A 13,344-nucleotide genomic window follows, 5' to 3' on the forward strand; every position below is an offset into this window, starting at 1 on the left:
GATGGGTATCAAATCGCGGTGGCAGGAGAAGTATCGTCCATGACAGTTTCTCCGGCCGGTATACGCTTCGCGCAACCGATGAGGTCGTCCGCTTCGTCGTTTTCCGGCCGGAGCCGGACTACGTCCACTGGCGTCAGTTCAGTTAATGCTGCTTCAGTTCTTCGTTCAGGGCTGCAAGGGTCTGCAGGTACGGCACCTGCTGTTGGGCAACCGACGGTGACTTAAAACTACTCAGCCAGCGCCTGGCTTCGGAGATTTGCGTCAGCCGATCGGGGTTGCTTTCAGATTTCGCCATAAAACCCAACTGAGTAAAGAGTGATGCGATACTGATTTCTTTCTCACCCAGGGCAAGGCTTAGTGCCGCTTCGCCAATAATGACGTGGCCTTTCTCGTCGATTTGAATTAACACAGAAAATCCTCCATTAGTACGAATTGATGACAACCTCACCAGAGACTGTAGTCGTAAAAGCAGGACCTGCCCGAATAAATCACTAAGAATCTCGCAACCTTCTGATAGAATACACTTAATGTTTTTTTCCGGATTGTTCTGTTTGTCTCTGCCGTCCATCCTGCCAGACTGGCTGGCCTTATCAGCGACGGATGCACCTATGAAACTCTCTGTTCTTCTCACGTTGTTAGCCGCAACGGTTTGCTCAGTTTTTGCTGCCCATGGTGGATTCGGCACGCATCAGGCCAGCCATTCGCTTCCCACACAAAGTGGCGAAACGGTTACAGAAGAATAAGGGTGAAGTCCGGCGTCGTCAGTGAACCGGCAATCGGTTATGATCCCCTGCCATTCTGCTGCCGGTTGCCCGATGTCTGCCATTATCGATACGTTTATCGCCCCACCCTGCTTTGATGAGATTACTCTCCTGTTTCAGGACGATCATCTGCTGGTGATCAACAAACCCAGCGGGCTGCTGAGCCTGTCAGGCAAAAATCTGCAAAATCTCGACTCCGTGCATCATCGGCTGGTAACGCGTTTTCCCGGCTGCACGCTGGTTCATCGGCTCGATTTTGGCACCTCCGGGCTGATGGTGGTGGCACGAACCAAAGCGATTAATGCCGCCCTCTGTCAGCAGTTCAGCCAGCGCACGGTGAGCAAAACCTATCAGGCACTGCTGTGCGGACACCTTGCCGATGATGAAGGTGTGATTGATGCCGCAATAGCCAAAGATCCGGCGCTGTTTCCCCGCATGGTGATATGCGCTATTCAGGGCAAGCCGGCGCGCTCACGCTATCGGGTCATCGAACGCATTGATTATCAGGGTAAAGAGGGAAAGGCGTTGCCGGTTACGCGGGTTGAGCTGACACCAGAAACCGGACGCACCCACCAGCTGCGCATTCACTGTCAGCATCTGGGGCATCCGATTCTGGGCTGTGATCTTTACGGCGGGTTGTTACTGCCGGGTGCTGAGCAGGCAGAGAGGCTGATGTTGCACGCCAGTGGATTAACGTTTTTGCATCCTGTCAGCGGCGAGACAGTGCAGCTCTCTGCCGCCAGCCCCTTCTGACTGCATCAACGCGCCATTACCACATCAGATCATCTGGCACTTTGAAATCAGCATAAGGATCATCTTCGTCCTGAGCTTCTTCGCTTAATGCGCTGTTTAAGACGATGGCGCTGGCATCACGCTGGGCAATTTTATCCGCCACGCTGGCCGGGATGATGGCGTACTGGCTTTCACCATTCGCGTCAGCCGCCAGGCGGGCAATGGCGAGACGGCCATTGATCAGCTGAGCCTGCGTCGGCTTATCCACCATAATCTTTTTGATCAGATTATTGTCGGTGAAGTTGAAGCTGATATTGCCCCTCTCCACGGCAATTTTGTTCATTTCGATCAGCTGCTTGACCTGCGCTTTATACTCTTTCGACAGCACAGCCAGCTTCTGCTGCTCGTTCAGCTGCTTATCCCGCTCAAGCTGCGCTTTTTTGTTATCTTCCACTGCTGCTCTGGCTTCGCGCGCCTGAACCCGGGATTTCTTGGCGGTCCGCTGAACCTTGTCCATTTTTTTGCTGGATACTAAGCCCGCTTTCAGCATCTGCTCTTGCAAGGTGAGTTTTGTCATTGTCGTCTCTGAACCTGTGAAATAATGCCCGGGATTATACCTGCAATCGTCCGGAGTGTGCCAGGTTGCCGCATTTGCCGCGCCCGTGGTTGCGCGCAGCCTCTCAACACTGTGCTAACATTCCCCGGTCAGAATCACCTTATTGAGCACCATGTCAGAACTCACAAAACGTAAAAATGACCCTGAAGGGCTGAAGAAACGCATTATTGCAGGCGCACTGAAAACCTTCGCTGAATTTGGTATGCAGGGTGCCAGGCTGGAGCAGATTGCTGAGCATGCGCAAACCACGAAACGCATGGTGGTCTATCACTTTGGCAGTAAAGAACAGCTTTATATCGCCGTACTTGAGCAGGTTTATCAGCAGATACGTCAGCATGAAACCGGCCTGAATCTGGCGGCGATGGCGCCGGAACTGGCCATGACCCGACTGGTGGAAGCCAGTTTTGACTATCACGTCGAGCATCCCGATTTTATCCGGCTGGTCTGCAGTGAAAACCTGCTGCGCGGTCGCTACATCACCCAGTCGCCGCAGATTAAAGCGCTGAACCGCAGCGCACTGGATCTGCTGGATGACATCCTGGCGCGCGGTCAGCAACAGGGGGTATTTACTGGTGATGTGCAGACCATCGATGTCCATCGCCTGATCAGCAGTATCTGCGTGCATCACGTCTCAAACCGCTACACCTTCAACGCCCTGTTCAGTCCTGACAACAGCGAAGCCGAGAGTATCCGCCGCAATCGTCAGCTCGCTGTCACTGCAACGTTACGCTATGTCCGCAAATAAATGTCCGCCGCCCCGGCTCCGCTTAGCAATAGTCTACGCTTAGTTAAACTTGTCATTAAAATGCGATTATAAGGAATGCTGTTGTGAGCAGAGACGCACGCCTCTATCCGCTTCGCCAGACCCATGTTGAACCCAATGATGATGCGCTGTGGAACTGGGCGCAGAATGCGCAAATTGGCACTCATCATCAGGTTCAGCGTCCCGCCAGCGAAGCAGAACTACAGAAACTGATCAGCGAATCACACGGCAAAATCCGGGTGATCGGCAGCAAGCTGTCGCCCGGCCGGATGCTGCATGTCGCCGATAACGATGTACTGCTCGATCTCAGCGCACTGAGCGGTCAGCTCGCCAGTGATGAGCAGAGCGTGACCTTTGGTGGTGCCACCCCGCTTGAGCAGGTTTATCGCAGCCTGACCGACATGAACCGGATGCTGGCGTCATCGCCGGGTGTGATTGCGATTCAGACGCTGGCAGGCGCGATGGCGACCGGTACGCACGGTCAGGGTTTGCAGCAGAGTTCCATTGCCGATGAAGCGCTGGCCATACGGATGGTGCTGGCCGATGGCAGCGTGCGGGAATTTGTCCGCGGCGACGCTGACTTTCCGGCGGCGCAGGTCTCGCTGGGGGCGCTGGGCATTGTCACTGCCGTTACCCTGCGCACCCAGCCGTTTAAGATCTTTACCTGCCACAAAAATGCTGTCTCTGCCGATACGCTGGAAGAGGATCTGCTGCAGTGGAACAACGACTATCCGCTGAGCAAGGCCTGGTGGTTTGTTGACGACAACCTGATGCACGTCTGGAACGCCCATGAGGCGAGCGATGAAGAGCGTCAGCGCTATGAAGCGCAGGGTCGCCAGGTGGTCGAGCATGAGGGTGACGTTGATGACAGCCTCAACGACACCATCGACCAGACGCTGGCGCATATGCACCGCGACACGCAGATTCAGGGCAAAGGCGGAAAACAATTCCGTACCGTCACCCGTTTTCGCGACTTCACCGATGTTACCGGTGACATTTATCAGCTGTTCTGCCGCGGCATCGCGGTCCCCCAGATCAATGTGGAAATCGGCGTGCCGCTGGCAAAAACCCCGGCCATCATCCGCCGGATTAAGCAGTGGTATGCGGAGAATCGTCCGCACATGCACTACCCGATTATTCTGCGCTGTACCGGCGCCTCATCGGCCTGGCTCAGCCCGGCTGCTGGCCAGCCGACCTGCTTTTTCGGCTTTGTGGTCTATTACGCCGACGATGGCTCGCTGTCCCAGGAAGGGCTGCACTTCCTGACCGAAGTGGAAAAACTGCTCGCCGAAGAGGGCGGACGCCCGCACTGGGGCAAGTATTACGACGAAGAACGCTACAACTGGCGTGAGATCTATCCGCAGTGGGACGCCTTCCGCGCCCTGCGCAGCCAGCTCGACCCGCAGGGCCGACTGGGGAACGACTACATCACGCCACTTTTTGACTGATTGAGGAAAGCTATGTTTGCCTGGGTAACGCTGTTAACACAACCCGATTATGTGGTGGGCGTGAAAGCGCTGCACCGTTCGCTGCAGGAGAGCCAGAGCCAGTGGCCACTGGTGGTGATGACCACGCCAGCCATTTCAGACGCTGACTGTCAGAGTCTGCAGGATGAGGGCTGTGTGATTAAACCGGTTGAACCACTCTATCCGCGCGACGATCTCGATCAGCATTACGCCTCGGCGCAGTTTGGCGAGGTCTGGACCAAGCTGCGTGCCTGGCAGCTTACCGATTATGAGCGCGTGGTGTTTCTGGATGCCGATATGCTGGTGCTGCAGAACATGGACGAGCTGTTTACCCTGGATCTGGGCGATAATCCGCTGGCGGCCTGTCACGCCTGCCGCTGTAATCCGAACCAGATTGCCTCTTATCCGCCAGAATGGCAGCCCGAGCAGTGCCACTACACCTGGCAGGCACGCGGTGAGCAGGCTCCGGAGAGCGTTGACTACTACCTGAACGGCGGTTTTCTGGTGCTTAAGCCCGACAATGCGATGTTCGATGTACTGGAAAAACGGATTGCGGCGATTGACGATCTCAGCGCTTATCCTTTCTCCGAGCAGGATCTGCTGAATGAAGTCTTTGCCGATCGCTGGAAACCGCTCTCGTATATCTACAATGCGTTAAAAACGCTGCCATTCCAGCACAGCGGTCTGTGGCAGGGGGATGAGGTGAAGAACCTGCACTACATTCTTGCGAAGCCCTGGAAGCGCGACCTCAGCCAGCCCGAGAGCCAGCGCGACCGCTTCTATGCGCTGGATAAACTGTGGTGGGAAAAAAGCGGTCTGATCTGACTGGATACGGGCGGGACACTCCCGCCCTTCGCGCCTGTTCACTCAACTCCGTAGTCTGCCACTCGCTATATCTTCTCTTTCTCAGATTCTGCCTTACACCTCGACCCAGCGGCGCTGCTCTGCGGAGTGGGCAATCGCTTCCAGCACCCTCTGCACCTGCAATCCCTCGGCAAAATCGGGCCACATGCGATCGCCCGCCGCGATACCGTTGATCAGGTCGCGGATCTCCACCGTTTTCTGATCGTTAAACCCGATGCCGTGTCCGGCTGAAACGCAGAAGTTCGCGTAGTCAGGATGGGCCGGTCCGGTCAGGATGGTTTTAAATCCCTGTCGCCCGGCAGGTTCGTCATGCAGATAAAGCTCCAGTTCCGCCATGCGCTCCTGGGTGTAGCGCAGCGTGCCTTTTGTGCCGGTGACAACATAGGTCAGGCCCATTTTTGCGCCACAGGCGATACGCGAGGTTTCAATCACGCCGTGTGCGCCATTGCGGAAGCGCAGCAGCGCGCTGGCCTGATCTTCGTTTTCTACCGGTAACAGTCGCGCAGGTTCTTTCGGGTCGGGCCGTGAGGTGATGACCGTCATCATGTCGCCGCTGACCTCGGTAATATCCCCGACCAGGTAGTGCGCCATATTCACGATGTGCGCCGCCAGATCGCCCAGCGCGCCGAGCCCTGCCAGCGCTTTCTGGCAGTGCCAGTCGAGCGGCGTTTCCGGTCTGGCGAGATAATCTTCGTTATGGGTGCCGTAGAAATGCACCACGTCACCAATCTCGCCTCTGGCAATGATCTCTTTTGCCAGCTGGCTGGTCGGGTTTTTCATGTAGTTAAAGCCGACCAGCGTTTTCACCCCTGCCGCTTCGGCGGCCGCCACCATCTCCTGCGCATCCGCCACGCTCAGCGACAGCGGCTTTTCTGAATAGACGTGCTTGCCATGGCGTATCGCCTCCAGCGCCATCTCTTTATGCAGGAAGTTGGGTGCGCAGATATCTACCACATCAATCGCCGGATCGCTGACCAGCGCGCGCCAGTCGCCGGTAGAGCGAGAAAAACCAAAGGTTGCCGCCTGACGCGCCGCCAGCTCAGGATTCACTTCGGCCAGCATCTCCCGCACGATTTCGCCTTTCAGCGCAAATACGGTGGGGGCCTGGGCATAGGCTATCGCGTGGCAGCGCCCGATATAGCCGCTGCCAATCATGCCGATTCTGACTTTATTCATTTCAACTCCGGATATTCAGTTCAGGGTTGAAATGGAATCTACGTTTCGTTTTTGATGCTGACAAAGCCAGAATCGGGACTTTGTGACGCCTGTAAAAAACTATCCGGTTAAATCATGCGTAGTGCGGTCTGACAAGGGCTTTGCCGCGTCAGAATACCTCATAAACACCTCAATCTGACGTACCTCTTTTTAACGCAGGAAGCCGCTGAGATGACCATTCATTCATGGTCCGAATCGCTATTGTGGTGACTATTTCAGCAGTCGCGCAGATTTGTGAAAAAGAGCTTTGACATGATCCGGCGTGGCCGTTACTATGCGCCCCGTTCAAACGATTCCTCTGTAGTTCAGTCGGTAGAACGGCGGACTGTTAATCCGTATGTCACTGGTTCGAGTCCAGTCAGAGGAGCCAAATTCGAGAAGCCCGCTCAGGAAACTGAGCGGGCTTTTTGCTTTTCTGATGTTCGTTCAAATGTTCCACAACAAATATTCAATGACAGACAACGCCACAGAGAATAACGCGCAGGGAAAACAATCCGCGACGCGTCATCATTCCCTTATCAGGCGAAGCCTGTTTCTGTTTAATAAACTCTGATTGTGATGATGCCAGCCTGAAATGGGCAAGCGGGTAACTCATACCAACCCCGGACCACATAGCCTGACAAAAAAAGCGCCATCACTATCTCCTGCCAATGATATCCACCTGTTGATGCGTTATTTGACGCCTTAAAGCGTCAAAATATGACGTGAAAGCGAATCACTATTAGTAACGGATAAATAACGGCCCAGCAGGGTCGCGTTTATTTTAACAACCTTCCTGACCCGGCTTGATAAATAACCTTAAGCCTGGATATAGATAAACTTTGCCATAATTAGTATTTCCCCTCGCAATAACCCTTTGTTATTCCTTTGGTTCCTGTTTGTATTACTTTGAGAACCACCGTGGAAATTTACTGGTATCTGACCGCGCCAGACGGTCATCAACCCTGGACCGCCTCCGGCAGCCGGCAGGTCAACTACGCCTATTTCCAGCAGGTCGCTCGAGCGGTAGATCATCTGGGTTTTACCGGCGCGCTGCTGGCGACCGGTGCACATGATCCCTGGATTCTGGGGGCGGCACTTATTCCCTATACCGAACGCATGAAGTTCCTGATTGCAATCCAGCCGGGTCTGATCTCACCCACCCTGCTTGCCAAAATGGCCGTGACGTTTAACCAGTTTTCGAAAGGCCGGGTGCTGCTCAACGTGGTCAGCGGTGATAAAAATACGCTGGGCGCTTACGGCATGCATCTGGATCACGATGCCCGATATGATCTCAGTGACGAATTTTTGCAGGTATTACGTCCCCTGCTTAATGAAGAAAATGTCAGCTTCAAAGGGGAACACCTGGATATTGAGAACGCCAGGCTGGCATTGAGCAACGGCGGATATCCCCCGCCACCGCTGTGGTTTGGTGGCTCCTCTGAAGCGGCACAGGAAGTCGCGGCAAAGCACATCGACACCTATCTCTCCTGGGGGGAAACACCGCCGCAGGCCGCAGAGAAAATCGCCCGGGTGAAAGCCAGAGCCGATAAATACCATCGCCAGTTACGCTACGGCATTCGTCTTTATGTGATCGTGCGCGAAACCGATGAACTTGCGTGGCAGGCGGTAGACGCGCTTTATGCCTCGATGGACGACAGCGCCATTGCCGCCCGGCAGCACCTGGCCCGCGGTTCAGACTCCGTAGGTCAGTCCCGTATGAGTGCACTGCACAATGACCAGAAACCCGCCGATCCGCGCGAGCTGGAGATCTACCCTGGACTGTGGGCAGGCATAGGCCTGGTGCGTCCCGGACCTGGCACCGCTATCGTCGGCAGTCCGGAAACGGTCGAACGGACCCTGCGAGCCTATCAGCAGGCGGGGGTTGAGGTGTTTATCCTGTCCGGTTTCCCCTTGCTGGAGGAAGCCTATCGCTTTAGCGAACTGGTGATGCCACGACTGTCACTCACCCCGCCGGATGACGCGGCAAAGAATACCTTTACCTGGGGAAATCTATGGGATCGTCCGGTCGGAAGTGGAGATCCAGCACAATGAAAATCCGTCTGGGAAGCCATCCCAGTAATCTCTCGCTGTTTATTCTGCGCCATCGCGGAGTCATCGAACCTGCCGCCAGAGACCGGGGCTGGCAGCTGGAATGGTTCGACTATACCCTGGGCGCACGCAGCGGCGAGTGGCTGGCTGATGAACAGGTCGATGTGGTTGGCACCGGGTCAACCCCGCCGATAAGTGCGCAGGCCACCGGGCTGGACGTCGCTTATCTCGCCAGCTCGCCGCCACGTAATAACAACTGCGCGTTGCTGACATTGCAAAGCAACACTATCTCCTCGCTGCGTGGTAAACGACTGACGGGCATGCCCGGTTCTTTCACCGATCATTTTCTGGCGCGTCTGCTGCAAAAACAAAACCTGCGCCGCACCGATGTCACCCTGCTGGACCTGCAGGGGCAGGATGCCATGACTGCGTTACGCAATGGCGACATTGATGGCTGGCTGGCAATCGATCCCTGGCTGACTCGCGCGTTACAGATAAAGGATGTCGTTGCGCGCTCCACCGTCGGCGATGAAATCATTAACCGTTCACTGTTCTGGACGCGTGCCGCGTGGCAGCAACGTTACCCCGAAGTCGCAGCCTGGATCGTGAAACAGTTGCGCGTAAATGATGCCTGGATTGAGCAGCATCCGGTAGCCGCCGCGCAGATCCTTGCCGACAAGCTCAACCCAACCACCCTGCCCGATGAGTGGCTGGAAACAATACGCGGGCGTCCCTGGGGGATCACCCCTGCCAATGACGCTCTGTTAGCCGAACAGCAGCAGCAGGCTGACGATCTTTTTGCCGTGGGGTTCATCCCGATGGCTTTATCCCTGAACGCCAGGAGACAGATATGACCCGCTGGATACCCCGTACCGCTGTTGCTGCACTGATACTGTGTGCCGGGATGGCCATGGCGACTGAACCGCTCACGCTGCGCATTGGTTTTCTGCGTGGCCCCACGGACTTAGCACTGGCTAAAGAGAAAGGAACGCTGGAAAAAGCGCTGGCCGCGCATCAGGTGAACGTCGTCTGGTCGGGCCCTTTTGCGGCTGCCGCCCCGGCTTATGAAGCGTTAAATGCCGGTTCAATTGACATGACCACCGGCAGCTCCACAGCGTTTGTTACCGCCATCGCTGCGGGTTTGCCGTTGCGTTTCTTCGCTTATCAGGCCATGCCCGCTGAAGGTGAAGGGATTGTGGTGCGCAATAGCAGCGATATCCATTCATTGCAGGATCTGCGCGGCAAAAAGGTGGCGGTGAACAAAGGCGGGACCGGCGAGTATCTGCTCTCACGCGCGCTGGATCGTGCCGGAATTCCGGAGCAGGAGGTGACCAAAGTTTACCTCAGCCCTTCCGACACCGGTACGGCATTTGTAGGGGGACATGTCGATGCCTGGGCGACCTGGGATCCCTTCCTCTCTCTGGCCAGGCAGAGTTATGACGCCCGCCAGCTGAGTACGGGTCAGCAGATTGGTTCGGAAAATGCAGCAGGTTATTTCGTCAGCGAGGCGTTTTATAAGGCGCACCCTGAAGTGCTTAACTGGGTTTATGACGTATTGCAGCAAGAGAACCACTGGGCCAAAGTCCATCCGCTTGAGGCAGGTAAGATCTGGGCTTCACAGATGGGGCAGCAGGGAAGCACACTGGCGGCACTGCTGGGCAAGGTCAACACCGTTCCTGTTACGCCGGTCGATGACGCCGCAATAACCCATATCGGGCATATAGCCGACTGGTATCAGCAACAGGGTCTGATCGCCAGCCATCCGGATATTCGCCAGCATGTCGTCACGCTGACGCCTTAAGCCCCGGTATGAGTAAAACAGAATGACGCAACCGGCTATCTCGCATATCTCGTTTCTGACACCGGGGAATTATCCTGATGACGCTCCGCTTCAGGGGCTTGAACAGACGTTACAGCTGTTCGAACGCGGTGAACAGCTGGGTTTTAATGGTGCCTGGGTACGCCAGCGACATCTGGAACATGGCGTATCGTCAGCCAGCACCTTTCTCGCGGCCGCCACGCAACGTACCCGCCAGATAGAACTGGGCAGCGCCGTAATTCAGATGGGTTATGAGAGTCCATTTCGTCTGGCTGAAGACCTGGCGACAGTGGATATTCTCGCCAGAGGACGGTTGAATGTCGGCCTGAGCGCAGGCGCGCCTAATCATCTTGAGTTAATCGGTCATTCTGTCTGGGGTGATGCCTGGCAGCAGCAGGATTTTTCTTACCAGCGCGTCCTGACTCTGCGCGATAACCTGAGTGGCCGCTTCTTCGGTGATGACAATACGGTCATTCTCTCACCCGGCAATACGCAACGCCCGCGTGTTCAGCCCTTTGCAGCCGGTCTGGTCGACAGATTGTGGTACGGCGGAGGATCACTTCGCTCGGCGCGCTGGGCAGGCAGCCACGGGTTTAATCTGCTCGCGGGCAATCTCACCTCCGGTGAAGAAACGGATGATTTTTACCAGGCACAGCGGACGCAAATCCAGCTGTATTGTGAAAATCTCGCGGCTTCCGGTCGGCGTGCGGCGCGCATCGCCCTGGGACGCGTCATCATTCCCACTGACAGTGCGGATGCCACCACCCGCAGACATTATCAGCAGTTTGCCGCCAGCCGCTACTCGCGCACTCTGGCACCCCAGGGCTCCCGACGCACCCTGTTCTCTCAGGATATCGTGGGCAGTGCGGAGCAGATTCTCGAACGGCTGTTTCACGATCCCGTCTTACGTCTGGTGAATGAGCTGAGAATCGAACTGCCTTACGAATTGCATTATGCGGAGTACAGCCAGATTATCAGCGATTTTGCGACGCTGATTGCGCCGGAGCTGGGCTGGACAGCACTGCCGCATGTCTCGCCCGTTGGGCTCGAATGAAATCCACAATGACAGTCAGCGGCAAATGTCCTTACCGCGGCATTCCGGCTTGACGCGTTAAAAATAGCGCGGACGTCCGGATTCGTAACCGATCTTTTTAATGTGCCGTAACGTTGATCTGAGTCGCATTCTTATAATAAAGACAATTATTCCCAAGCTTATCCATAAATAACATAAGGACATTTCGTTATTTGTTATAGCGTTTGATTGTTAGACAGCGGATCAGGGGACGATTAATTTTCAGTTTTTGTAAATGAACATTGTCATTATATTTTTGAGGGATCTCTTTTGGTCAGTTTAATAAACAAACAAAGCATGCAGTTCAGACTTAAAATAGCACTCTTCAGCAGCCTGGCAGCCTTCAGCTCTATGACGTTTGCCGACGATGCCCTTAAAGAAGGTATCACCCCGGCCACCGATTCCAGCCAGATTCCGGCAGCGGCGAAATTGCGCAAAGACACAGTGGTCGCGGGCATTTCTGAACCTCAGGGGATTTTTAACCCTTACTTTTTTGTCAACGGCTGGGATGAAAATGTCACTAACGTCATTTTTTCACGCCTGATTGACTGGGACAGCCACGGCAATCTGGTGCCGGGTCTGGCGGAAAGCTGGACGGTAAGCCCGGATAACAAAGTCTATACCATTAAGCTGCGCCCCGATCTGACGTTCAGCGACGGCTCCCCACTCACCGCCAAAGACGTCGCCTTTACCCTTACCGTCTTATACGACCCGAAATATGATGGCGACACCGACATCACCCTCGCGAATATTGCCGGGGGCGCGGAATATAAAGCAGGTAAAGCCGACAGCGTCAGTGGCCTGAAAGTGATCGATCCCCTCACGCTCCAGATCACCACCACACAACCTGGCGCAACCACACTGGCAAAAATTGGCGGGCCGGTGCTGTCGGAAGCTTATTACGGCAAAGGCTATAAGCGTGGCAATCTTGACTATCTGCGCACCCTGCATGCCAAACCGCTGGGCAATGGCCCCTATGTCTATGACAAATACATCCCCGGGCAGGAAATTCGTTTTCATGCCAATAGCCACTTTTATCGTGGCACACCGCCAACGCCTCGTTTTATTTATCGCGTCACTAACCCCTCAACCAATTTCCAGTTGTTCCAGACCGGTGAAACGGATTACGACGCCTTCACTTCACGACCGGATGATATTGAGCAGCTGAAACTGCTCGGCTTTGCCAATATCAACCTCTACGGGTCCAGTGATTACAGCAAAGTCGAGTTCAACGTTCGCCGCCCGGCGTTGCAGGACGCGAAGGTACGTCAGGCCCTGATTTACGGGCTGGATCGTCAGAAGCTAATCGATGTGGTGTACCAGGGGTATGGCAAGGTTGCTGTCGAACCTATCGCGCCTATCTCCTGGGCGTATAACCCGGATGGCGTGAATCCCTACAAATACGATCCGGCACAGGCGAAAAAACTGCTTGATGAGGCGGGCTGGAAACCCGGAGCCGATGGTATTCGCGTAAAGGACGGCAAACGTCTTGAACTGACCTTACTGGCGAGCAAAAAAGTGCTGAACGACGCGCTTATCCCGATCGCCAAAGAGGATTGGCAGCAAATTGGTGTGCTGCTGAAACCCCAGGTGGTGGACTTCAATGCCCTGATGGCCCAGCGCAAAGCGGGCAATTACGACCTGGCGTCCTTTAGTACCAGTACGTTAAACGACCCGCATGACGGGGTATGGGATTACTACAGCACCGAAGCTAAGGAGTCTGGTTATAACAATCCTCAGGTGGACAAGCTGATTAATGAAGGCAATGCCGTGCTGGATGTAGCACAGCGCAAACCGATTTACCACCAGCTGTATAAAGTGCTGGCAGATGACCCACCGGTGATCCTGCTCGGCTATCGCCAGATCCTCTCCGCCAGCAGCGCCCGCGTGACCGGCTTTAAACCGGATATCTATAACGGCCTGACCGGCAGTCTGCCGGACGTCAAAATCGTTAAGTAACCTTGCCAACTGTTCAGCCGTCAGGGCTTCCTGACGGCTGATATGA

12 protein-coding genes and 1 tRNA gene are annotated in these 13,344 nt (G+C 55.2%); 10 read left to right on the forward strand and 3 right to left on the reverse strand.

Annotated elements, in window-relative coordinates; genetic code table 11:
* Positions 1–142 precede the first annotated feature (142 nt).
* A complete protein-coding gene (locus N1689_RS10460) occupies positions 143–409 on the reverse strand; it encodes a hypothetical protein (RefSeq protein ID WP_161736853.1) in 267 nt (88 codons plus the stop codon).
* Between the two features lie 406 nt (positions 410–815).
* Between N1689_RS10460 and N1689_RS10465 the strand changes: the two genes are divergently transcribed.
* Entirely contained in the window at positions 816–1,514 is a 699-nt protein-coding gene (locus N1689_RS10465; RefSeq protein ID WP_161736851.1) for an RluA family pseudouridine synthase, read from the forward strand.
* Between the two features lie 16 nt (positions 1,515–1,530).
* Here the strand turns inward: N1689_RS10465 and N1689_RS10470 are convergent, their stop codons facing one another.
* Positions 1,531–2,070, reverse strand: coding sequence for a DUF2058 domain-containing protein (locus N1689_RS10470; protein WP_161736850.1), 540 nt, complete (start codon positions 2,068–2,070; stop codon positions 1,531–1,533).
* A 151-nt stretch (positions 2,071–2,221) separates the two neighbouring features.
* Between N1689_RS10470 and N1689_RS10475 the strand changes: the two genes are divergently transcribed.
* The 3 genes from N1689_RS10475 (at position 2,222) to N1689_RS10485 (ending at position 5,163) form a co-directional block, all read left to right on the forward strand.
* On the forward strand, positions 2,222–2,854 hold the full coding sequence (locus N1689_RS10475; RefSeq protein WP_222925279.1) for a TetR family transcriptional regulator: 633 nt from the start codon (positions 2,222–2,224) through the stop codon (positions 2,852–2,854).
* 83 nt (positions 2,855–2,937) lie between these two features.
* Positions 2,938–4,320 (forward strand): D-arabinono-1,4-lactone oxidase, encoded by a 1,383-nt coding sequence (locus N1689_RS10480; protein WP_161736848.1) that lies wholly within the window; start codon positions 2,938–2,940, stop codon positions 4,318–4,320.
* A gap of 12 nt (positions 4,321–4,332) precedes the next feature.
* Entirely contained in the window at positions 4,333–5,163 is an 831-nt protein-coding gene (locus N1689_RS10485; RefSeq protein ID WP_260058820.1) for a glycosyltransferase family 8 protein, read from the forward strand.
* Positions 5,164–5,256: 93 nt separating this feature from the next.
* Here the strand turns inward: N1689_RS10485 and N1689_RS10490 are convergent, their stop codons facing one another.
* The gene (locus N1689_RS10490; protein WP_161736846.1) at positions 5,257–6,378 is read right to left on the reverse strand and encodes a Gfo/Idh/MocA family protein; all 1,122 of its coding nucleotides are present in this window, start codon (positions 6,376–6,378) and stop codon (positions 5,257–5,259) included.
* 333 nt (positions 6,379–6,711) lie between these two features.
* On the opposite strand from N1689_RS10490, the gene N1689_RS10495 reads away from it, so the two are divergent.
* The 6 genes from N1689_RS10495 to N1689_RS10520 all read left to right on the forward strand — a co-directional run bounded on the left by N1689_RS10495 (position 6,712) and on the right by N1689_RS10520 (position 13,298).
* Positions 6,712–6,787: transfer RNA gene (locus tag N1689_RS10495), tRNA-Asn, on the forward strand.
* A gap of 530 nt (positions 6,788–7,317) precedes the next feature.
* A complete protein-coding gene (locus tag N1689_RS10500; protein ID WP_260058821.1) occupies positions 7,318–8,451 on the forward strand; it encodes an LLM class flavin-dependent oxidoreductase in 1,134 nt (377 codons plus the stop codon).
* Positions 8,448–9,302, forward strand: a complete 855-nt coding sequence (locus N1689_RS10505; RefSeq protein WP_222925275.1) for an ABC transporter substrate-binding protein — start codon at positions 8,448–8,450, stop codon at positions 9,300–9,302. Before N1689_RS10500 ends, N1689_RS10505 begins: the two co-directional genes overlap by 4 nt.
* Complete coding sequence (locus tag N1689_RS10510) at positions 9,299–10,249, forward strand: aliphatic sulfonate ABC transporter substrate-binding protein (protein ID WP_253419224.1); 951 nt, start codon at positions 9,299–9,301, stop codon at positions 10,247–10,249. Before N1689_RS10505 ends, N1689_RS10510 begins: the two co-directional genes overlap by 4 nt.
* A gap of 22 nt (positions 10,250–10,271) precedes the next feature.
* Positions 10,272–11,321, forward strand: a complete 1,050-nt coding sequence (locus tag N1689_RS10515) for an LLM class flavin-dependent oxidoreductase (protein ID WP_260058824.1) — start codon at positions 10,272–10,274, stop codon at positions 11,319–11,321.
* Between the two features lie 315 nt (positions 11,322–11,636).
* Entirely contained in the window at positions 11,637–13,298 is a 1,662-nt protein-coding gene (locus N1689_RS10520; protein WP_260058825.1) for an ABC transporter substrate-binding protein, read from the forward strand.
* The last annotated feature ends 46 nt before the right edge of the window (positions 13,299–13,344 follow it).

It is taken from the genome of Pantoea sp. XY16 (genome assembly GCF_025153065.1).
Classification (GTDB): Bacteria; Pseudomonadota; Gammaproteobacteria; order Enterobacterales; family Enterobacteriaceae; genus Pantoea; species Pantoea alfalfae.